The organism is Streptomyces sp. NPDC007971, from assembly GCF_042958635.1.
GTDB lineage: Bacteria > Actinomycetota > Actinomycetes > Streptomycetales > Streptomycetaceae > Streptomyces.
This window is the reverse complement of the sequence record NZ_JBIBJK010000010.1, coordinates 137,647-158,827: the sequence shown is the minus strand read 5'-3', so window position 1 is coordinate 158,827 and position 21,181 is coordinate 137,647. Positions and strand designations below refer to the sequence as shown.

The following is a 21,181-nucleotide window of genomic DNA, read 5'->3' as shown; positions in this document are numbered from 1 at the left end:
TCGCATCGACGGCCCCTTGGAAAACAGCGTCCGTCCTCACACAAATGTCACAACGCCTCTGTGATCCTTCACCGCTCCGCCGGTTTCCCGCCGCGCATCCGCCGGGGCGAAGGGGCCCTGGCGGGGCGGTGCGGGCGGCCTGCCGACGACGTCCGCGCTTGCCGCGTAATGCTTCGGAGCCCGAGTGCGCTCCATCTGACATGAGTGCGTACCTCCGTATGCGAGCGGTGCCGCCCCCGGCGCTGCGCAACAGCGTGACCTGGCTTGAACGGCAGTTCGAGGACGACGTGGAGGTGGTCCGGTACCGGAGTGGCCGGCACCGCGAGGAGGCGCTGGACGAGCGCTGTCTGGACCAGGAGCGCATCTACGCCGGTGCTCTTCCGCACGGTGCCCAGGACCGGCCCCGGGACCGGCTCCAGGACCGGCCCCAGGACCAGGTCGTCCTCGGCGGCCGGCCGGTGTTCCGCCCCGGCCGGCACAAGCCGCGGCTCCTGGTGCTGACGGCGGCCCAGGCGCGCCGGGTGGCCGGGTTCCTGGGCGAGGCCGACTTCGATGCGCTGTGGGGCTTCGCCCGCGACGAACTGCTGCCGCGCTACGGCGGCGCGGCGGCGGAGCCCGAGACGTGGGGGGCGTTCGCCGCGGCGCACCAGGAGCTGAGGGCGTTCTACGCGCAGGCGGCCGAGTGCGGAGAGGCGGTGGTGAAGCGGCTGGCGGCCTGAGGCAGGTATCGGCACATCTGCACGCCCCTGGTCCGGATCAGGTCTTTCGGAATGCTTCGTCCGCCCCGTGAGCCTCAGGTGTAACACTTCCGGCCGAGTTCGCTCTTTCCATGGGGGCGGCCGTGCCGGTCGGCCAGGACAAGGGGACGCGACTCGTGCGGTGGACAGACGAAAGCGGAGCGGTGTACGGCGAGGACCCGTACGACGGCGTCGGGTACGTGCGTGCCTACAGCCACGAGCACGGGTACGGCGGGAGTGTCACCACCGACACGGCACCGCAGCCCTGGGACGCGGTGCGGGCCGCGCAGTGGACGCAGCCGACGGGTCACACCCCGACGACGTGGGACTCCCCGCACGGTGACGTCCTCACCGCGCAGCTCCCGGTGTTCGACGCCACCGGCCTTTCCGGGGCAGAACCGGACACGCCCGAGAGCGAGTCCGGGCGGCCCGTCTTCGTCGATTCCTCGGGGCGGCGCCAGCGCCGCGTGCGCCGCGCCGCCCGGTTGCTGGTGATCCCTGCCGGCGTCTATGTCGTTTTGCTGATCAGCACGCTGCTGGGCGGCCCCAGCATCAGCTCTCCGTTCGTCCCGCAGGCGGGCTCCACGCACCCGGCCACGCCGCGGGCGACCGCACCCGGCACCTCGTCCGGCACCGGACACCCGGCGAGGAGCGCGGGCCCCGGTGCGGGACACAACAGCTCCGGCGCCGCGGCGCGGAAGACCCCCGGCCCCGCCGAGCGGTCGGCAGCCTCCACCGCCCCCGCGGCCACGCCCCGGTCCACGGCTGCGCCGACCTCGATCGCCGCCCCGGCCCCGGCCCCGGCCCCGACCGCCGCCCCTGCCCCCTCCTCCAAGGGGCGCGCCCTCGGTTCGTCCCACCGGCCCGTGAAGTGACCCGAGGCCCTGACGTGACCGATCGCCGACACCATGCTCCTTCCGGCCGCCGCGGCAGCACCCGCCGGAGCACACCCCGCACCCACTGGCTCCTGCTGGGCGTGCTCACGGTGACCCTGTCGGCAGCCCTCCTGCTGCAGGGGTACACCCACCACATGTTCGGGATCACCTCGGACGACGTGACCGGCGCCCGCGGCCGGAGCGACGCGGTGCCCCGCCAGGTGGCCCACGGGGGCCCCGTGATCGCGGACGCCGCCACCTCCGCGCACACCGCCCACGTCCATGCCCGCACCGTCGCGCTCACCTTCGACGACGGCCCCGACCCCGTCTGGACGCCGCGCATCCTGGACGTACTGCGCCGCAACCATGTGCACGCGACGTTCTTCGTCGTGGGAACCCAGGTGGTGGCCCATCCGGAGCTGGTCCGCCGGATCGTCGCCGAAGGTCACCAGATCGGCATCCACACCTTCACCCACCCCGACCTGTCCCGCCTCGCCCCGTGGCAGCGATCCCTGGAGCTGCGGGAGACGCAGCTGGCGGTGGCCGGCGCCACGGGGAAGACCACCGCACTGCTGAGGCCGCCCTACTCGTCGAAGAACGACGCGCTGGACGACGCCGACTGGGCCGTCGTCCGGCAGGCCGCCGCGGCGGGCTACGTCACGGTGCTCTCGACACAGGACGCCGAGGACTGGCAGCGACCCGGTGCGGACCGCGTCCTTGCGAACGCGACACCGCACGGCCACAGCGGGCAGATCGTGCTGATGCACGACGGCGGAGGTGACCGGTCGCAGACCGTCGCCGCGCTGGATGCCCTGATCCCACGGCTCAAGGCACAGGGCTTCCGGTTCGCGACGGTCGGCGCCGCGGTCGGCATGGCCGGGCCCGTCCAGCGCGCCGGGCTCGGCGACCATCTGCAGGGGATGGTCCTCATCGGCCTGTTGCAGGCCGGGGACTGGGTCGTGCGGCTGCTGGGCGGGCTGATGTTCGCGGCCGGAGCGATCAGTGTGCTGCGCGCGGCGGCCGTCCTGATCGCGGCCCGCCGGCACCGCCGGCTGCGCACGCGGCGCCGCGGCGGGCCCCGGGGGCCGCGGGTGAACGAGCCGGTCAGCGTCGTCGTCCCCGCCTTCAACGAGAGTGCCGGGATCGAGGCGGCCGTGCGCTCCCTGGCAGCCTCGGACCATCCGGTGGAGATCATCGTGGTGGACGACGGTTCCACCGACGGCACCGCCGACCTGGTGGAGTCGCTCCGCCTGCCGGGGGTGCGGGTGATCCGGCAGCAGAACGCGGGCAAGCCGGCCGCGCTCAACACGGGACTCGCCGCGGCCACCTGCGAGCTGGTGGTCATGGTCGACGGCGACACGGTCTTCGAACCCGACACCGTGCGGACGATCGTGCAGCCCTTCGCCGACCCCCGGGTGGGCGCCGTCTCGGGCAACGCCAAGGTCGTCAACCGCGGTGGTCTGCTGGGCCGCTGGCAGCACATCGAGTACGTGGTCGGTTTCAACCTGGACCGCCGTCTGTTCGACCTCGCCGAGTGCATGCCGACGGTCCCGGGAGCGGTGGGTGCGTTCCGCCGCCGGGCGCTGCTGGACCTCGGAGGCGTCAGCGACGTCACCCTCGCCGAGGACACCGACCTCACCATGGCGCTGTGCCGCGACGGCTGGCGTGTGGTCTACGAGGAGGGCGCGGTGGCCTGGACCGAGGCACCCGCGTCGCTCGGCGCCCTGTGGCGCCAGCGCTACCGCTGGTGCTACGGCACCCTGCAGGCGATGTGGAAGCACCGCGGCGCGCTGGTCCAGCGCGGCGCCGCCGGCAAACTGGGCCGCCGCGGCCTGGTGTATCTCCTCCTCTTCCAGGTCCTGCTGCCGCTGCTCGCCCCCGTCGTGGACATCTTCGCCCTGTACGGGCTGCTCTTCCTCGACCCGGTCCGGATCACCGGGCTCTGGCTGGCCTTCCTGCTGATGCAACTCCTGATGGGTCTGTACGCGTTCCGCCTGGACGGGGAGCGCCCGGGCCCGCTGTGGAGCCTGCCGCTGCAGCAGTTCGTCTACCGGCAGCTGATGTACCTGGTGGTGATCCAGTCCGTCTTCACCGCGGTGTCGGGATCTCGGCTGCGATGGCAGCGCATGGAGCGGTACGGCAGCCTCCAGGCCGCCCCGGCGGGCGACGGGACGTCCCACGACGGTTTCCGGGAGCCCGTACCGCACGTGACATCGCCGTCGTACCGCACGTGACATCGCCGCCCTACCGGTACGGGACACCGCAGTCGTACCGGTACGGGACACCGCAGTCGTACCGAGTCGTACCGAAAGGACAGTGATCCAAGCCCATGAGCGGACACCGCCGTCGGCCGCCGCAGCGCTCCAACAGCGGCGCGCGAAGAGCGGCGCCGCAGAAGAAACGTTGGATCGACTACCCGCACCGGGACCGGACGGGACCGCGCCGCTGGCTGCCGTCGGTGCGGCAGCTGCTGGGCCTCTTCCTGCTCTGCTTCGGCGCCACGGCGGCGGCCGTCGGCTATGCGTACGCCACGATCACCATCCCCGACCCGAACCCCAGGACGCTGCTGCAGAACAACGTCTACTACTGGTCCGACGGCACGGTCCTGGCGACCGACGGCACCGTCAACCGGCAGAACATCACGCTCGCGCAGGTCCCCGCCGACGTGCAGTGGGACTTCATCGCCGCGGAGAACTCGTCCTTCTACACCGACCCGGGCATCGACCCGCAGGGCATCCTCCGCGCCGTCGCGAACATGGCCGCGGGCGGCTCCGTCCAGTCCGGGTCGACGATCACCCAGCAGTTCGTCAAGAACACCTACCTGGACCAGTCGCAGACGGTGTCACGGAAGTTCAGGGAACTGCTGATCTCCACCAAGATCGGCGCCTCCATGAGCAAGCAGCAGATCCTCCAGGGGTATCTGAACACCTGCTTCTTCGGCCGCCAGGCCAACGGCATCCAGGCCGCGGCCCGCATGTACTACAACCGCCCGGTGGAGAAGCTCGACGCGAGCCAGGGAGCCTTCCTCGCCGCGGCGGTCAACGAACCGAGCCTCTTCCAGCACGCGGACTCCGACCCCACGGCCAGGGCGCGGGCCCAGGCGCGCTGGTCCTGGGTGCTCGACCGGATGGTGAAGATCGGCAAGCTGTCGCCTGCCCAGCGGGCGCGGTACGCGGCCGCCGGATTCCCCGCACCCGGGAAGTGGACCTCCGGCTCGGGGCTCACCGGCGAGACCGGCTACCTGGTCCAGCTCGCCAGGTCGTATGCCGAGACGCACGACCGGGACATCACCGACAACAGCCTGAGCAGGGGCGGCTACCAGATACACACCACCTTCGACAGGAAGCGGACCGCCCAGCTGGCGAAGTCCGTCGCCGCGGTCCGCGCGGCTCGCCTCGACCCCGCCCACCGGTCCGCCGACCGGGACGTCCAGGTCGGAGCCGCCTCGGTGGAACCCGCGACCGGCCGGATCCTCGCCGTCTACGGCGGCCCCGGCTTCGACCACGCCCACTACTCGGACAACGCCGACACCGTCGGCGTCCCGGTGGGCTCGACGTTCAAACCCGTCGTCCTCGCCGCGGCGCTCCAGCACGGAGCCGTACTGCGGCCGGGCGAGCCCCCGGCGTCGATCACCCCGGCCAGCAGGTTCGACGGTGACGACGGCATCAGGATCAAGGATCAGCAGGGCACCTACGTCACCGACGACAAGGACCCCACCGGCCTCCTCCACCAGCACAACGACACCCCCCGGCGCTGGGGCTACATCACCCTGCGCCAGGCGATGGAGCAGTCGGTCAACACGCCGTACGTGCAACTGGGGGAGGACGTCGGCTACCAGGACGTGGCGCGGACGGCCGAGGCCCTCGGCCTGCGCTCCGACAGCCTCGCCGCCCCCAGCGCCGGTTTCTACATCGGTACCTCCACACCGAGCGCGATCCGCATGGCGGGCGCCTACGCGACCTTCGCCGCCTCCGGTGTGCAGGCCACCCCCTACTCGGTGACCGAGGTGACCCGCAACGGCTCCGCACTGCCCGGCTTCAAGGCCCCCGCCCCCGTACGGGCGCTGCCGGCGGCCGTCGCCGACAACGTGACCGACGTCCTGCGGGGCGTCATAGCCCGGGGCACCGGCACCAAGGCCGCGGCCCTCGGCAGGACGGCCGCGGGCAAGACCGGAACGACCGACGACTACCGCTCGGCCTGGTTCGTCGGCTACACCCGCCAACTGGCCACCTCCGTGGTCCTCTTCCGCGAGGACCCGGCCCACCCGCAGCTGCAGTCCCTGGTGGGCGTCGGCGGTCTGCAGAAGGTGTTCGGCGGCGACATCCCCACCGACATCTGGACCCGGTACATGGGCGACGCCCTCACCGGTCTCCCCGACACCCCCTTCCCCGCCCCCGCCCCCCTCGGCCGCGGCGCCGACGAGCCCGGCGTTCCCCGGCCCTCCCCGTCCGAGAGTCACGACAAGAAGGGCGACAGGACCCGCAGAACGGACAGGACGGGCAGGCCCGGCAAGCGGCCGTCCAGCACCGCGGCCGCCACGCCGGCCGCTCCGACGGCAGCGCCCAAGTGCCACCACCACAGGTGCCGTTGACCGGTGCGCGCCGAGGACGGCCGCCGCACAGCACTTCGCCCCGCCGGTCGGACCGACGGGGCGAAGCGGACGGGCCCGGTACCGGCGACAGCGGCCACTGCTGTCGCCTCAGGCCCGTGGTGGTTGCTGAGCGCTCACGCTCGCGCAGGGTCTCCTGCCGGTGGCCGCCCTGCGCGGCGCCTTCCTGCCCGGCCTACTTGGTGAAGGCCGCGACACCGTTCGGGGTACCGAGGCCCGTCGGGCCGTCGTAGCCCTTGCCCGCCTTGCACAGGTAGTTGCTGCAGGACCCGTTGGAGCCGTCGGTGACGTCGTTCAGCTTGTCCGGGTGGGCGTAGGGGTACGAGGCCGGGACGTCACCGGAGCCCGGGGCGCCCGCGAGGGCGTAGACGCCGGCGATGAACGGCGAGGAGGCGCTGGTGCCGCCGTACACGTTCCAGCCGCTGGCCTGGTAGGTGTCGTACACGGCGAGACCGGTGGCCGGGTCGGCGACGGCCGCGACGTCGGCGACGGCGCGCTTGGCGCAGTCGGTGTCCTTCTGCCAGGACGGCTTGGCGTCGTACTTCGAGCAGCCCGAGCCCGCGCCCTCGCCGCCGGCCGACGTGCCCCAGACGGACTCGGAGTAGCCGCGGGTGCTGCTGTCCTTCTTGAGCGAGGTGCCGCCGACGGAGGTCACGTACTGCGAGGAGGCCGGGTACTCGACGCCGTAGCCGCTGTCACCGGAGCTGACGGTGATGGCGACGCCGGGGTGCTTGAAGTACTGGTCGTCCGCGGTGGTGTCGTTGGCCTCCTCGCCGCCGCCGTAGCTGTTGGAGACGTACTTGGCGCCCTGCTTGACGGCCTGGTTCACGGCCGCGCCGAGGTCCTCCATGTTGGCGGACTTGGCCTCGACGAGCAGGATCTTGCACTGCGGGCAGGCTGCGCTGACCATGTCCACGTCGAGGGAGATCTCGCCCGCCCAACCGGCGTCGGGCGTCGGGTAGTTGGTGCCGCCGTCCTGGTCGATCTTCTTGAAGCAGCCGTTGCCCGTGCTGCACTCCGGCAGGCCGTACTGGGACCGGTAGGCCGCCAGGTCCTTCTCGGCGTTGGGGTCGTCGTTCGCGTCGACGATCGCGACCGTGGCGCCCTTGCCGCCGTCCTTGGGCAGGTTGTAGGCGGCCTGCAGGTCGGCCGGTCCGAAGCCCTTGGGGGTGTCGTGACGGCCGAGGGTCTTCTGCGCCTTCACGTCGGTACGCACGACCGACTGGCACGCCATGTAGCCGGGCTTGCTCGGTTCCGAGCAGAGCCGGTGGGTGTGCACCGTGGAGGCGGAGGAGACCGCGGGGGATGCGGTGGTCGTCGTCGCGAAGGCCGACGTCTGGGTGGCGACGGCGAGGCCGCCGGTGATCAGGGCTGCTGCGGACAGCAGCGCGGGGGCGCCGCGACGTATCGAGGTCCTACGGCGATGAGAACGCAATGAACTGCCCTCCGTGGGGGGATGGGCGGCTCCGGGACGGCGGCCGGGTGAGCGTCAGTACTGTCGTGAGCATGACAATCGCCCGTTGGGGGTGGCCGTGGGGGAGCCGACTTCCGGGCATGCTGTTGGTTGTTGCCACCCCGGTCAGTGGTGGCTACGGATGAGGCTATGGACAACTTGTCCGCCGGAATAGAGGCAGTTGGTAAAAGCTTTCCCTCGACTCCTTCGCGCGCGCCGCTACCTTGTGCAGCCATGGAGCTGGAAGAGGGATCCATCAACGACCTGATGTCACTGGGCCTGGCCCGCTACGAGGCGCGGGTCTACCTGGCACTCGTCAGGCGCGGTTCTTACACGGCCGCGGAGGTGGCCCGGGAGGCCGACGTACCGCGCCAGCGGGTCTACGACGTGCTGGACGCGCTCGTGCGGCGGCAACTGGCCACCACCCACCCGGGGCGCGTGGCCACGTACTCCGCCGTCACGCCCGAGCTGGCGCTCGCCCGGCTCATGGCCCTGCAGCGCGAGTCCCTCGACCGGCTGGAGCGGGTCTCCCAGGGGCTGGCCGGAGTCCTGCAGCCGCTCTGGTCCCAGGGGCGGGAGCACACCGATCCGCTCGACTACATCGAGATCCTGCGCGACCCGAAGGCCATCGCCGAGCGCTTCGCCGACATCCAGCGGCAGGCGCGGCACGAACTCCTCACCTTCTGCAAGCCGCCGTTCGTCGCCCCCGCCGAGAACACGGAGGGCATAGCGGTGGTCCGCCGGCTCCACCGGGCGGGCGGCACCGTCCGGGCGATCTACCTCGACGACGCCCTCGGCGACCCCGGGACGGTGGAGCATGTGCGCCGCTTCGCCGCCGCGGGGGAGGACGCCCGCTTCGCCCGCGAACTCCCGCTGAAACTCGTCGTCGCCGACGCCTCCCTCGTCCTGTGCGACATGCCCGACCCGGTGGCCGGCGCGGGCTCCACCACCACGCTGTTCATCGAGCACCCGGCCCTGGCGGCCTGCCTGCGACTGGCTTTCCACACGGTGTGGAAGGACGCGACCCCGGCCCCGGACCCCGGCCCGGACCCCGGCCCGGACCCCGGCCCGGACCCTGCCCCGGACCCTCTGCCTCGCTGACCGGCCCGAAGCCGGGCTCGTTGCCCTGCCGGCCGGGTCGGCCGACCCGGCCGACGAGGGGGTGGCCTGCTGCATTGGCATGACCGGCGTCACCGGGTCGGGGGATTGTGCCGCACCTCGCCAGGCCGGACATCCCGGACAAGTGTGACTATCGCACCAGGATGGCGCGGCGCTTCCGGGCCGTCACCACAGTTGGCAGGAGGACCTCACCGATGACCCCCACTCTCAGGCGCCTGTTCGGCGCCACCGCGGCAGCGGCCATGGGCGCCACGGCCCTGCTCGGCGCCGGCGCGGGCAGTGCCGCCGCCGACGGCGACGGCCATCACGCGCACTGCGACCGTGTCGAGCGGCCCATATGGATCGACGACCCCAGCCGCAACATGACCGGCCACGGCTGCAGCGCGCCCGACAACGGCCGCCGCTGGTACGTCGTCGACATCGACACCCTCGTCCAGCCGCGCTACAAGACGGAGTACGTGAACGGAGGGATCGACCGGACCGAGACCCTGCACAACCGGACCGTCAGGTGCATGGGCTACACGACCGACAAGGACACGTTGAACTGGTTCGGCTGCGTGCCCGACTGACACACCGCCGAGACCTCCGGAGCCGACGCCTTCGCCCCCGGCCGGCTTCGTGCCTTCCTTTCGGGCCGGGGCCGGCTTCCTGTCCATCCCCGGGTCGGGGCCGGCTTCGTGCCCTCACCCCCCGGGCCGGGTGGCTACGGCGCCTGCGCCGTGGCGCGCGGTCAGCGCAGGTCGGCGTCCGGCTTCGAGGGTGTCCGGCCGGCCGGCGCCTGCTGCCCGGTGCTCCGGGCGAAAGCGGTCAGTTCCTCGAAGGTCCAGCTGAGCCGGCCGCTGCGCAGGTCCGGATCCGCCGGGCACCGGCGAGGGCCGGTACCGGCGGCCGTCGTCGGAGCGGCATAGCCGGACCGGTGACGGCCCTCGCACTGCGCAGGGCGGGCATCGAGGCCACCGTCTACGAGGCCTACGAGAACACGGCGGACGGCCTCGGCGGCATGCTGATGGTCGCACCCAACGGGCTCGGCGCGCGGGAAGTCGCCGGTGTGGACCGGGGCTTGGCCGGTCAGCCGATCCGCCGCATGGTCATGACCGACGGACGGGGCGGGCGGATGGGCGAGTTCGGCGGGCTGACGGGCCTGCCGCCCAGCCGGGTGATGTGGCGCGCCGACCTGTACCGGGCCGTGCGCGAACGGGCCGCCGCGACGGGCGTGCCGACCGTGTACGGCAAGCGGCTGACCGGAGTGAGGACCAACAGCCAGAAGTCGATGGGCCCGCTCGCCACGAAGGCCATCTCCCTGCTGATGCCCCTGGCGACACGGACGTTCCTGAAACCGGAGCGGATGTTCGGCTGGGCCCACCGCTACCGCATCGACTGGCACGCACCCGTGGTCCCCGCCTGACACGCGGGCGACGTGCCGCTTCTCCCGCCCGTGCCCGTCACCCGGAGCCGGACCGGGAAGCGGCCCGTCCGCCACGGTGCGGGTGAGCCCCCGTGCCGCCATGAGGACGCACAGCACCGCCAGCGGCAGCTCCGCACCGAGTGCCATCGCCACCGCGGAGATCCGGTCCGTGCCCGGCGCCGCCGTCATCGTGTCGAACCAGGCATCGACCACCAGCAGCGTCGCGGTGGCGGTCGCCGTGAGCGGGTGCAGGCGGTGGCCGCGTCCGGCGAGCAGCCCCGTGGCGATCAGGCCCAGGGCCTCCAAGGCGTCCAGACCGATCCAGACAAGGTGCCCGTTTTCCGCGTCGGCGGTTCCGGGCAGGCCCTCGGCCAACGCGACCAGCCAGGGCAGCAGGGCCAGCCCGCAGACGACCAGGATGTGTTCCCTCCGGTACCGGCGGCGGGCCCCGCCGCCGGCCGGCACCCGGCATCATGTCCTCGACGGTCACTCGGCGCGCTCATCGGATCGGTCTCCTCGCGTTTCCGGCTCTGGCTGCGACCTCCAGCCTTCACCGCGCGGCGATCACAGTCAGTAACCCGGATGTCCGTTCCGGGGTGGCACCAGTTGCACCCCCGGGGCGGATGTCTGCGCCATGGAACACCCCTGAGCCCGCCACATACCGTCTTCCCATGCAAACAACCGCCCGTCTGCGGCACGTGATCCTGCGGCCGTTCCGTGGAGTCGGCCGCGCGGTGGCGTTCCTTGCCACCGGTGTCCTGATCCAGCTCGGTGTGCTGCTCGTCATGGCACTGCCATGGATGCTCTTCGTGCCGACAGCGATGTGGGCCATTCTGCTCGCGGTCCTCGTCCCGCTGACCGCCGTCGTGCTGGCCGGGCAGCTGGTGACCGCGGCGCAGCACGGCCGCTTCCGTAACCGGCTCGGCGTGGACATCCCCTCGCCCCACGCGGGGCGGCGTCCCGCACCGCGCGCATGGATACGGACCCCGGCGGGACGGCGGCAGCTCATGTACCACCTGCTGGACGGACCCCTGCTGGCCCTCGCGGCGGCCCTCGTCCTCCTGATGTGGGGCGCGGCCGCCACGGCCGTCTCGGTCTACGCGTGGCTGTGGCTGGTGCCCCTCGACTGGCGCCTGGACCTCCCCGGGTACACCACCTGGGCGGCCTATGTCACCGCTGCCGGCCTCGCTCTGCTCTACGCGGCGGCGTATCTGTCCGGCGCCCTTTCCCGGCTCGACACCCGCATCGCGACCGTCCTGCTCGGGCCCAGCCGTGAGGAGCAGTTGGCACGCCGGGTCGACGACCTGACCGAGAGCAGGGCCGGCCTGGTGGACGCCGTCGACGCCGAACGGCGGCGCATCGAGCGGGACCTGCACGACGGCGCCCAGCAGCGGCTGGTCTCCCTGGCGGTCAACCTCGGACTGGCCCGGGCAACGCTCGTCGACCTGCCCGAGGACGCCCGCCGCGTGATCGACGAGGCGCACCGGGAGGCGAAGGAGGCGATGGAGGAGCTGGGCGGGCTGGTGCGCGGGCTGCACCCGGCCGTCCTGGAGGACCGTGGCCTCGACGCGGCGCTCTCGGGTGTCGCGGCCAGGGCGCCCCTTCCGGTACGGGTGAAGGTGGACCTGCCGTCGCGGCCGTCGCCCACGATCGAGGCCGTCGCCTACTTCGTCGTCTCCGAAGCGCTGACGAACGTGGTGAAGCACGCCGAGGCGTCCCGGGCCGAGGTCACCGTGGAGCGCTTCGGGTCCGTCCTGCTGGTCGCCGTCAGCGATGACGGTGTGGGCGGCGCCGACCCCGCCGGTGGCACCGGGCTCGCGGGGCTGGCCAAGCGGGTCGCATCGGTGGATGGCACTCTGTCGGTCGACAGCCCCGTCGGGGGGCCGACCGTGATGACCGTGGAGCTGCCGTGCGTGCCGTGATCGCCGAGGATTCCGTGCTGCTCCGGATCGGCGTGGTCAAGGTCCTGGAGATGGCCGGGTTCGAGGTGGTCGCCGAAGCCGGCGACGCCGCAACGCTCTTGTCGGTGGTGGAGGAGCACCGGCCGGACATCGCGGTGGTGGACGTCCGTATGCCTCCCGGCTTCACGGACGAGGGGGTGCGGGCCGCGCTGGTCGTCAAGCGGCAGTGGCCGAACACGGCGGTCCTGCTCCTGTCCCAGTACGTGGAGGAGCGGTACGCGGCCGATCTGCTGTCCGCCCACACGTCGGGCATCGGCTATCTGCTCAAGCAACGCGTCGCCGACGTCGAGGAGTTCGCCGGTGCGCTGCGCAGGGTGGCGGCGGGCGGCACCGCGCTGGACCCGCAGGTGGTCTCCCAGCTGCTGGTGCGCCGCCACAGCGATCCGCTGGACCGGCTCACCCCTCGGGAACGCGAGGTCCTGGAGCTCATGGCGGGCGGCCGGTCCAACGCCGGGATAGCCGAACAGCTCGTGGTCAGCGAGAGCGCGGTCGCGAAACACATCAACAGCATCTTCGCCAAGCTCGATCTGCCGCGGGCGGACGCGGACCACCGCAGGGTGCTGGCCGTACTGCGGTTCCTCGGTGTGTCCTGAGAAACCGCGAGCGTCAGCGCCGGCATCCCGGTCGACCACGGACTACCCCGGCCGTACCCGTCCCCACCAGCCTGTCCCCCGGCCCGGGCGCCGGGGACGGTTCACGTCGCGGGGAGCGTCCACCGCGGCCCGGGGCCATCGGACGTCCTGCCGGGACCGGACGGGCCCAGGGCGATCGGCCTCGCTGCTCTCACCGGTGCGCCCGTGCCGCGAGCCAGTCCCGGACCAGTTCGTCGTTGGGGGCCTCCAGCAGGGCGAAGTGGTCGACCGGCAGCCTGTCCACCACGTCGTCCGGCAGGATGTCCCGCCACTGGCCGATGGCTCGTCCCCGCGTCCACGGCCGGTCCCCGTGGCCGGCGACGGTGGCCGGGCCGCGGCGGCTGTAGTCGATCTCGCCACCGGTGTCGCCCTGCAGGAGGCGCACGTGCAGCCCGTCGGGCCGGCTCAGCACCCAGCCGTCGAGAATCCGCGCGTTGGACTCGTACACGGTCCAGGCGTCCGCGATCTCCTGCTGGTCGGCGTCCCGGGCCAGCGTCCCCGCGTCCTTGGCCGCGACCGTGACCGCGGCGAGGTCGAAGCCGCCGTCCTCGTGGACGAACTGCTGCGCGGGCGTGGGGATCGACCACCCGACCCGGACGAAGATGTCGAAGGCGTCGTACACGCTCACGCGGTGCGCACCGGGATCCGGCGGGTCGATGAGCAGGGCGCGCACCGCATCACCACAGCGGTCACGGAGCCGGCGGGCGACCTCGTAGCCGAACACGCCACCCAGCGAGAATCCGGACACGCAGATGCTGCCGAACCGGTCGGCGCCCTGGGCCAGGAGCACTTCGGCCAGCCCGTCGGCGAGCGTCGCCATTCCCTTGCCGGACAGCTCGGGGGGAGTCTCCATGGCCCACACGGTGTCTCCCGCGGGCAGCATCCGGGACATCGCCGCGTACCGGGTGACGGCCCCGGACAGCGGTGGAAGGAAGACCCACAACCTGTCCCGGTCCCCCGGGCGCATCGTCACGAGGGTGGTGCCGGTGGTGTGGTGCGCGGTGGGTATCCCCGCACGGCGATCGGTCAGAAGGCGGGCGAGGGCGTCGAAACGGGGGGTCCGGTACAGCTCGGCCGCGCGCAGCTGCACGCCGAGCCTGACGCGCACCTGGGTGATCAGCTCGATGGCCCTGACCGAGTTGCCGCCGACCGCGAAGAAACTGGCCGACTCGTCCGGGGGCGGACTGCCCAGCACGTGGCGCCATGCCAGACGGAGCTGTTCGCCCACGTCGGCCGGGTCGGCGTCCTCCTCGGCGCCGGCGCCCGCCCGGGCCTGTGCGAGCTCGCGCAGCGCGGCGCGGTCGACCTTGCCGCGTGACGTCAGCGGGAACTCGTCCAGCACGGTGACGCGGGAGGGGACCATGTACTCGGGAAGCGTGGCGGAGAGCCGCCGCAGCAGGTCCGTCTCGGTGTTCCCCTGGGGCGCGAGGGTCCTGTCGAGCCGGACCCATGCGGCCAGCAGGCGGCTGCCGACGCCGTCGAAGGGGACGACGACCGCATCGAGGACGTGGTCCACCGACAGCAGCCGGGAGACGATCTCGCCGAGTTCCACGCGGAATCCGCCGTGCACCTTGACCTGCGAGTCGAAGCGGCCGTGCAGGTCGTAGCCGCCGTCGCTGCGCGCTGTGGCCGCATCCCCGGTGCGGTAGGACCATTCCCCGTCGATCATGCAGAACGCAGAGGACGACGCCGCGTGCCCCAGATAGCCACGGCCGACCGCGACACCCTGGATGACCAGCCCGGTCGCCCCGCTCTGAGCGTCCAGGGGTTCCAGCCGGAAGCGTATGTTGTCCAGCGGTGCGCCGATCGCGACGGCATCGCCGGGCATCAGATCCCGGTAACAGACGACGACGGCCGTCTCGGTCGGGCCGTACCCGTTGACCACGCGGGTGCCGGTGGGGGAGATCCTCGCCCACGCCGCCACCGCCGCCTGCGTCGGTGCCTCGCCGCCGGCCATCACCAGCCGCACGTCGGGAGCCGAGTGATCGGCCGCTTGGGCCAGTTCGGCGCCGAACCCGTTGAACACGCCGGTCGGCAGGCTCAGCACGGTCACACCGAGGCGGCGGCAGTGGTGGAGGAAGTCGTCGGCTCCGCCGTAGACGAAGGTCTCGTCCCGGAAGACGAGCTCACAGCCGACGGCCATGGACGTGCAGATCTGCTCCAGCGCGAGGTCGAACGCGATCGAGGAGAAGAACAGCCGCCTGTCGGACGGCCCCAGGCCGTACCAGTCGACCGTTCCGCGAACGTGGTTCTCCAGTGCGGCCTGCTCGATGACGGCGCCCTTGGGGACACCGGTCGAGCCGGACGTGTAGCCGATGTACGCGGCGGGTGAGGTGCGGCGGACCAGCCGTTCGTCCAGCGGGGACCCGGGCCGCGGACCACGCGTCACCCCGGACTCCGTGATCAACGCGACGGGGAGGCAGTCCTCGATGATCAACTGCTTGCGGGGCTCCGGCAGATCCGGCTCCAGCAGAGTGAAGGCCGCGCCGAGCTTGCTGACCGCGGCCATCGCGACGACGGTCTCGGGACCGACCGGGAGATCGATGACCACCACGGTCTCCGGCGCAACGGCGAGACCGCCCAGCCGCAGGGCCAGGGAATCGGCCGCATCGGCGAGTTCACGGTAGGTCAGTCGGTGATCGCCGTGGGACAACGCCGTGGCGTGGGGCCTCTCGTGCGCATGTCCGGCGATCGCGGAGTACAGCAGGGCGCCCGTTTCGGAAGTCATCAGACGTTCACCTTTCGCGATCCGGGAGTGAGGGAGGCCGCGGTCGTGGGGGCAGAGGGCAGGACCAGCAGGACGGTGACCACGGCGGCCGATGCCACCACGGCGCCGATGATCCAGGCGGTGAGAAGGCCGGAGCCGATCCCGTGGACGAACCACGACGTGGACTGCCGCGATCCGTGGGCGAGCAGGTCGTAGCCGCCGCCGACCGTTCGCGCCGCCGTCGGCAGGCCGGGCGTGTCGGCGATCTTCGCTCCGTACCCGGCGGAGAAGACCAGGCCCATCACCGCAACACCGCCGGCGCCGCAGATCTGCTGGAACATGGCGTTCACGGAGGAGCCGACACCGGCGTCGGCCGGCCGGAGGCTGGTGACGATCAGCGTCAGTGCGGGGCCGACGGACCATCCCATGCCGAGTCCGCAGGACAGCAGCCCCGCGGCGAGCAGCGGGTAGCGCAGATCCGTGGCCGCAGCCGCGCAGAGGGCACAGCCGAGGGCGCCGAGGCCGAGCCCGGTGGCCACGACCGCCCTGGGGCCGCGCCACGTGGTGAACCTGACGCAGGTCAGCGAGGCGAAGGTCAGCCCCACCGCGAGGGGGAGCAGACCGGCACCGGCCTGCAGCGGACTCCAGCCCAGCCCGTACTGGGTGAACTGGCCGGCCAGGAACACCGTGCCGAAGAGGGCGAAGAACAGCCCGGACATGGCCACGACGGCGCCGGTGAACTTCCGCTCGCGGAAGTAGCCGAGGTCGAACAGCGGCCGGTCCGTGCGCCGCTCGTGGACCGTGTATCCGACCAGTGTCAGCAGGCCCGCCGCGCCGAGGCCGAACCGCAGCCAGCCGGGGACCCGGTCGTCGACGGCGAAGATGACGGCCGAGGCGAACAGGCCGATACCGATGAGCAGGAGCACCGCTCCGACGGGGCTGGGACGCCGCGCGGCGGGTGCCGGGGCAACGGGCAGGATCAGGACGGCGGTACCGATGAGGGCGAGCACCCCCACGGGGACGTTCAGCAGGAAGATGGATCCGTACCAGAAACGGGTCAGCAGCAGACCGCCGAGGACCGGGCCGACGGCCACGCCCAGACCGACGACCGCCGGCCACAGCGCCAGGACCCGCCGTCTGCCGTCGTCGGTCAACTCCGCGGCGAACAGCCCGAAGATGCTCGGCACGACGAACGCCGCCCCGACCCCCATTCCGGCGCGGGACAGGACCAGCGCGGGTACCGAGGGCGCGCACGCCCCCAGCAGCGAGGCGGCGGTGAACACGCCGACCCCCAGGGCGTAGGAGCGCCGCGCGCCCATCCGGTCGACGAGACTGCCGGCGATGATCAGGGACGAGGCGAACACCAGCATGTAGGCGTCGATCGCCATTTGCACGTCCGGCGTACCCGCACCCAAGGACGCCGATATTCTGGGGACCGCGGTATTGATGATGGAATTGTCCGCGGAGACCATGAAAAGGCTCAGGTAGGCGGTGGCGACAACGCCGCGCGTACGAGGCGTTGTTCTGGGGCGGCTCATTGTCAGCGACATTCGTTTCTCGGTTCCGGCCATGTGAACATGCGGATGTTGAGCGGTTGAAACAGAAGTGTCGCTGTTCTACGCCGCAGCAGTTGGGGCACATTCCTGGGTCGTGGTCCTGTGCACCCCGCTCGCGCGAGCCGGTTTTCGCCGCGCTGGATTCAGAACCTAGCAGTCGGCAGCGACGAAGATCAATGCGTGGGTGGCTTGCATCACAGTGCCCGCGCGAAGGTTTTGACTCTGTCTCAAATACATGGACAGCAGGTAAGTGGCCGGATTGACTCCGTCGCCGAGGCGCGGAGCCCGGAATACGGCTGCGCGCAGCAACAAGTGCCGGCCCCACTGCCGGTGGGGGAATCCGTCAAAGGGGTACACATGACTGTCGAAGCCACTGCCGGGACCAGCTGGACCATCACTCCTGAGTTCGTTTTCACCGATGCGGAGCGCGAAGCCCTGGAGGCCGCGCTGGAGGGCGTCACCGCGAACCCGTACCGCCTCTACGAGGCCCACCGCTTCCAGGTGGGACAGCTCATAGCCGGTGGTGTGGTACCGGAGCGATTCCGTGCGTACGTCGACTCTCTGACGACCCGTGACCGGACCGTCGAGCCCGTCGTCGTCCTGAAGAACGTTCCGTACGACCGGGATGTGCCGGTGTTCGACTTCGACCAGCCCGTGCGCTCCAAGTACGAGCTGAAGACGACGTTCGTCGCGGAGGGGTTCCTCGCGCTGTTCGCCCTGCTGGCGGGCACGCCGGCGATCGGGTACGTCAACGTCAACGACGGCGACGTCTTCCAGGACATCTACCCGCAACGGCGGCTGCAGGCCAGCCAGTCGCAGAAAGCGCTCAAGCAGATCCACTTCCACAAGGACCTCGCCAACCACTTCGTCCGCCCCGACCAGGTGTACATGGTCGGTATGCGGAGCAACCCCGTGAACGAGGTCTACACCTCCTTCGTCCGCAACATCGACGTCATCGAGTCCTTCACCGAGGACGAGCTGGCGCTGCTGCGCTCCGCCGAGTTCTACACGCCCTTCGACGACCTGAGCACCATGGGCGGCGGCCGCGTGCAGCTCGGCGAGGCGGACCTGCACCCGATCATCGGCGGTCGCGGCCCGGAGGATCTCCGGTTCTTCGAGAACCGGACGGTGGGCGTCACGGACGCCGCCAAGGCCATCGTCCCCAAGGTCGCCGAGACCCTGCACAGGCTGAAGGAGCGCGTGTTCATCGAGCCCGGCGACTTCGTCATCACCTACAACAACCACACGATCCACGCCAAGGAAGTCGTCAACGTCGGCGACCCCGAGGCGCTGCAGACCCGCTGGATCATCAAGACAGTGAACGTGGACGACATGGCGCCTCATCAGCCCCATCTGGTGCCGGGCACCGACCACCTGATCAACGGCTGAACCGCTCGGACACCGCCAACGAGGCCCTCGTGCCGTCACGTCGAGGCCACCCGGCCCTGTGGCGGCACGGGGGCCCTGTGCTGTCGGGCGGCTCCCGCAACGCCCTCGGAATTACCTGTCGCAAACAAGATGCGGGTTCCCGTCGAGAGGGGAGGGCGTCGGTCGGCCGTGGCCGAGAGTGGCCGGTGAGCTTCCGGCATCTGAGACGGCCATGGACGGCACCAAGATCGACTATGTTTAAATCAAAACCCGCTCACCAGCGGATACACACCTTGCGCGGCAACGGACTTGCTCTGTCGTGCTCCTCGTCCGGTATGCGCGCGGACCACGCGTCGGCCTACGGACCGCAGTGTTGGCTCATCTTGCCTATCCGCACAAGCAACGCATGACGTCCGGGCCCTCCCGTGCCGCAGCCCCTGGCTCACCGGCGGCCCAGCAGCCCCGGACGACCTCGATCCAGGGCTCGCAGCCGAACACATGCGCCGCCGCCCGGGCAGCCCCTCCTGCCAGGAGCGACACCAGCAAGGGAAAACAGAACCGATGACGCAGATCGCCGAAACTCCCGCCCCCCACCACCTCGAAGAACCCATGACAGGTGCACAGTCCCTCGTGCGGTCCCTCGAAGCGGTCGGTGTGGACACCGCGTTCGGCATCCCGGGGGGAGCGATCACTCCGGCGTACGACGCCCTCATGGACTCGACCAAGGTGCGGCACGTCCTGGTGCGGCACGAACAAGGCGCGGGCCACGCCGCGACCGGCTATGCGCAGGCCACCGGCAGGGTCGGTGTCTGCATGGCGACCAGCGGCCCGGGCGCGACCAACCTCGTCACTCCGATCGCCGACGCCTACATGGACTCGGTTCCCCTGGTGGCCATCACCGGACAGGTGATCAGCTCCGCGATCGGCACGGACGCCTTCCAGGAAGCCGACATCTGCGGCATCACCATGCCGGTGACCAAGCACAGCTTCCTGATCACCGATCCGGACGACATCCCGCGTGCGATATCCGAGGCCTTCCACATCGCCTCCACCGGCCGCCCCGGGCCGGTCCTGGTCGACATCACCAAGGACGCACTGCAGCGGGACACGGTCTTCCGCTGGCCGGCCGAGCACCGGCTGCCCGGCTACCGCCCGTCCGCCGTACCGCACGCCCGGCAGATCCGCGAGGCCGCCCGGTTGCTCGCCCGAGCCGAGCGTCCGGTCCTCTACGTCGGCGGTGGTGTGCTCAAGGCGCAGGCCACCGACGAGCTGAGAACGCTGGCAGAACTCACAGGTGCCCCTGTCACCACCACACTCATGGGTCTCGGTGCCTTTCCCGACACGCATCCCCAGCATCTGGGCATGCCGGGCATGCACGGCACCGTCACGGCCGTCACGGCCCTTCAGAAAGCCGACCTCATCCTCGCTCTGGGCGCCCGGTTCGACGACCGTGTCACCGGGAAGCCGGACAGCTTCGCGCCGCACGCCACGATCGTGCACGCCGACATCGACCCGGCGGAGATCGGGAAGAACCGGGCCGCGGACGTCCCGATCGTCGGTGACGCCCGTGAAGTGCTCGCCGGCCTCGTACCGGCCGTCCGCGACGAACAGGAGCGCGAGCAGAACGCCTTCGACTACACGGCCTGGTGGGAGCAGCTGAACACCTGGCGCAGGACATATCCGCTGGGCCATGAACCGGCCCCGGCCGGTGCCCTCTCCCCGCAGCACGTCATCCGGCGCATCGGCCGGCTGTCCGGCGAGAACACCATTTTCGCCGCGGGCGTGGGCCAGCACCAGATGTGGGCCGCCCAGTTCATCGACCACGAACGGCCGCGAAGCTGGCTCAACTCCGGTGGGGCCGGCACGATGGGGTACGCCGTTCCGGCCGCGATGGGCGCAAAGCTGGGGCAGCCGGAGGCAACCGTCTGGGCGATCGACGGCGACGGCTGTTTCCAGATGACCAATCAGGAACTCGTCACCTGCGCACTCAACAGGATTCCCATCAAGGTCGCGATCATCAACAACGGCGTCCTGGGCATGGTGCGCCAATGGCAGACCCTGTTCTACGGACAGCGGTACTCGAACACCGTGCTCCACGCCGGAGAAACGACGACGAGCGGCCCCAACACCGGTACGCGCATTCCGGATTTCGTCAAACTCGCCGATGCCATGGGCTGCCACGGGCTGCGGTGCGAATCTCCGGACGAGCTCGACGCCACGATCGAGAAGGCGATGTCACTCAACGACGCGCCGGTGGTCATCGACTTCATCGTGCACGAGGACGCCATGGTCTGGCCGATGGTCGCCGCCGGGACCTCCAACGACGACATCATGGCCGCTCGCGACGTCCGGCCCGATTTCGGCGACAACGAGGAATAGGCGCACCATGTCGAAACACACCCTCACCATAAGCCTGGAGAACAAGGCCGGAGCCCTCACACGGGTGGCCGGACTCTTCTCCCGCCGGGGATTCAACATCGAGTCGCTGTCCGTGGGCCCGTCCGACGAGCCCGCCACGTCCCGTATGTCGATCGTCGTCGACGTGGACGAGCGTCCTTTGGAGCAGATCATCCAGCAGCTCGACAAGCTGGTGAACGTCATCTCGGTCCAGGAACGGAGCGCATAGCCCTCCCTGTCGAAAGGAGCAGGTCGCCGACAGTCACGCAGGCCGAGCGGAGGAGGACCGCACCGGATGCCCACTGCCCCCACCCGTCCCCTGCCGGGACAGGTCCGCGGACGAGAAACGGACCGGGAACCCG

Annotated in this window: 15 protein-coding genes; 12 read left to right on the top strand and 3 right to left on the bottom strand. The window is 71.0% G+C overall.

What is annotated here, in order from left to right:
- Positions 1 to 200: 200 nt before the first annotated feature.
- The 4 genes from ACFZCP_RS22420 to ACFZCP_RS22405 all read left to right on the top strand — a co-directional run bounded on the left by ACFZCP_RS22420 (position 201) and on the right by ACFZCP_RS22405 (position 6,203).
- Positions 201 to 719: a DUF1877 domain-containing protein gene (locus ACFZCP_RS22420; protein WP_391429235.1), complete on the top strand. Its 519-nt coding sequence runs from the start codon at positions 201 to 203 to the stop codon at positions 717 to 719.
- 155 nt (positions 720 to 874) lie between these two features.
- Positions 875 to 1,612, top strand: a complete 738-nt coding sequence (locus ACFZCP_RS22415) for a hypothetical protein (RefSeq protein WP_391429233.1) — start codon at positions 875 to 877, stop codon at positions 1,610 to 1,612.
- 14 nt (positions 1,613 to 1,626) lie between these two features.
- Positions 1,627 to 3,846, top strand: coding sequence for a glycosyltransferase (locus tag ACFZCP_RS22410; protein ID WP_391429231.1), 2,220 nt, complete (start codon positions 1,627 to 1,629; stop codon positions 3,844 to 3,846).
- A 95-nt stretch (positions 3,847 to 3,941) separates the two neighbouring features.
- On the top strand, positions 3,942 to 6,203 hold the full coding sequence (locus tag ACFZCP_RS22405) for a transglycosylase domain-containing protein (RefSeq protein WP_391429229.1): 2,262 nt from the start codon (positions 3,942 to 3,944) through the stop codon (positions 6,201 to 6,203).
- A gap of 193 nt (positions 6,204 to 6,396) precedes the next feature.
- On the opposite strand, the gene ACFZCP_RS22400 is transcribed toward ACFZCP_RS22405, so the two are convergent.
- Positions 6,397 to 7,656: a S8 family serine peptidase gene (locus ACFZCP_RS22400; RefSeq protein ID WP_391429227.1), complete on the bottom strand. Its 1,260-nt coding sequence runs from the start codon at positions 7,654 to 7,656 to the stop codon at positions 6,397 to 6,399.
- 252 nt (positions 7,657 to 7,908) lie between these two features.
- On the opposite strand from ACFZCP_RS22400, the gene ACFZCP_RS22395 reads away from it, so the two are divergent.
- The 5 genes from ACFZCP_RS22395 (at position 7,909) to ACFZCP_RS22375 (ending at position 12,752) form a co-directional block, all read left to right on the top strand.
- Entirely contained in the window at positions 7,909 to 8,775 is an 867-nt protein-coding gene (locus ACFZCP_RS22395; RefSeq protein ID WP_391429225.1) for a helix-turn-helix domain-containing protein, read from the top strand.
- A 212-nt stretch (positions 8,776 to 8,987) separates the two neighbouring features.
- Positions 8,988 to 9,362, top strand: a complete 375-nt coding sequence (locus ACFZCP_RS22390) for a hypothetical protein (RefSeq protein WP_391429223.1) — start codon at positions 8,988 to 8,990, stop codon at positions 9,360 to 9,362.
- 347 nt (positions 9,363 to 9,709) lie between these two features.
- On the top strand, positions 9,710 to 10,198 hold the full coding sequence (locus ACFZCP_RS22385; RefSeq protein ID WP_391429221.1) for an FAD-dependent oxidoreductase: 489 nt from the start codon (positions 9,710 to 9,712) through the stop codon (positions 10,196 to 10,198).
- A gap of 671 nt (positions 10,199 to 10,869) precedes the next feature.
- A complete protein-coding gene (locus ACFZCP_RS22380) occupies positions 10,870 to 12,120 on the top strand; it encodes a histidine kinase (RefSeq protein ID WP_391429219.1) in 1,251 nt (416 codons plus the stop codon).
- Complete coding sequence (locus ACFZCP_RS22375) at positions 12,108 to 12,752, top strand: response regulator (protein WP_391429217.1); 645 nt, start codon at positions 12,108 to 12,110, stop codon at positions 12,750 to 12,752. The genes ACFZCP_RS22380 and ACFZCP_RS22375 overlap by 13 nt, the downstream gene beginning before the upstream one ends.
- Positions 12,753 to 12,942: 190 nt before the next feature.
- Here ACFZCP_RS22375 and ACFZCP_RS22370 read toward each other — a convergent pair whose 3' ends face one another.
- Both ACFZCP_RS22370 and ACFZCP_RS22365 read right to left on the bottom strand, forming a co-directional pair.
- Entirely contained in the window at positions 12,943 to 15,519 is a 2,577-nt protein-coding gene (locus tag ACFZCP_RS22370; protein WP_391429215.1) for an AMP-binding protein, read from the bottom strand.
- Positions 15,519 to 17,036, bottom strand: coding sequence for an MFS transporter (locus ACFZCP_RS22365; RefSeq protein ID WP_391429563.1), 1,518 nt, complete (start codon positions 17,034 to 17,036; stop codon positions 15,519 to 15,521). The genes ACFZCP_RS22370 and ACFZCP_RS22365 overlap by 1 nt, the downstream gene beginning before the upstream one ends.
- 375 nt (positions 17,037 to 17,411) lie before the next feature.
- Here ACFZCP_RS22365 and ACFZCP_RS22360 point away from each other — a divergent pair, with 375 nt between their 5' ends.
- From ACFZCP_RS22360 to ilvN, 3 genes are all read left to right on the top strand, one after another.
- Complete coding sequence (locus ACFZCP_RS22360; RefSeq protein ID WP_391429213.1) at positions 17,412 to 18,443, top strand: hypothetical protein; 1,032 nt, start codon at positions 17,412 to 17,414, stop codon at positions 18,441 to 18,443.
- Between the two features lie 477 nt (positions 18,444 to 18,920).
- A complete protein-coding gene (locus ACFZCP_RS22355) occupies positions 18,921 to 20,801 on the top strand; it encodes an acetolactate synthase large subunit (RefSeq protein WP_391429211.1) in 1,881 nt (626 codons plus the stop codon).
- Between the two features lie 7 nt (positions 20,802 to 20,808).
- A complete protein-coding gene (ilvN, locus tag ACFZCP_RS22350) occupies positions 20,809 to 21,048 on the top strand; it encodes an acetolactate synthase small subunit (RefSeq protein ID WP_391429208.1) in 240 nt (79 codons plus the stop codon).
- The last annotated feature ends 133 nt before the right edge of the window (positions 21,049 to 21,181 follow it).

Bases quoted from the DNA above. Each gene is read 5' to 3' on its own strand.
- ACFZCP_RS22420 (WP_391429235.1), top strand. From the start codon at position 201: ATGAGTGCGTACCTCCGTATGCGAGCGGTGCCGCCCCCGGCGCTGCGC.
- ACFZCP_RS22405 (WP_391429229.1), top strand. From the start codon at position 3,942: ATGAGCGGACACCGCCGTCGGCCGCCGCAGCGCTCCAACAGCGGCGCG.
- ACFZCP_RS22395 (WP_391429225.1), top strand. From the start codon at position 7,909: ATGGAGCTGGAAGAGGGATCCATCAACGACCTGATGTCACTGGGCCTG.
- ACFZCP_RS22390 (WP_391429223.1), top strand. From the start codon at position 8,988: ATGACCCCCACTCTCAGGCGCCTGTTCGGCGCCACCGCGGCAGCGGCC.
- ACFZCP_RS22380 (WP_391429219.1), top strand. From the start codon at position 10,870: ATGCAAACAACCGCCCGTCTGCGGCACGTGATCCTGCGGCCGTTCCGT.
- ACFZCP_RS22370 (WP_391429215.1), bottom strand. From the start codon at position 15,519: ATGACTTCCGAAACGGGCGCCCTGCTGTACTCCGCGATCGCCGGACAT.
- ACFZCP_RS22365 (WP_391429563.1), bottom strand. From the start codon at position 17,036: ATGAGCCGCCCCAGAACAACGCCTCGTACGCGCGGCGTTGTCGCCACC.
- ACFZCP_RS22360 (WP_391429213.1), top strand. From the start codon at position 17,412: ATGACTGTCGAAGCCACTGCCGGGACCAGCTGGACCATCACTCCTGAG.
- ACFZCP_RS22355 (WP_391429211.1), top strand. From the start codon at position 18,921: ATGCGCCGCCGCCCGGGCAGCCCCTCCTGCCAGGAGCGACACCAGCAA.
- ilvN (WP_391429208.1), top strand. From the start codon at position 20,809: ATGTCGAAACACACCCTCACCATAAGCCTGGAGAACAAGGCCGGAGCC.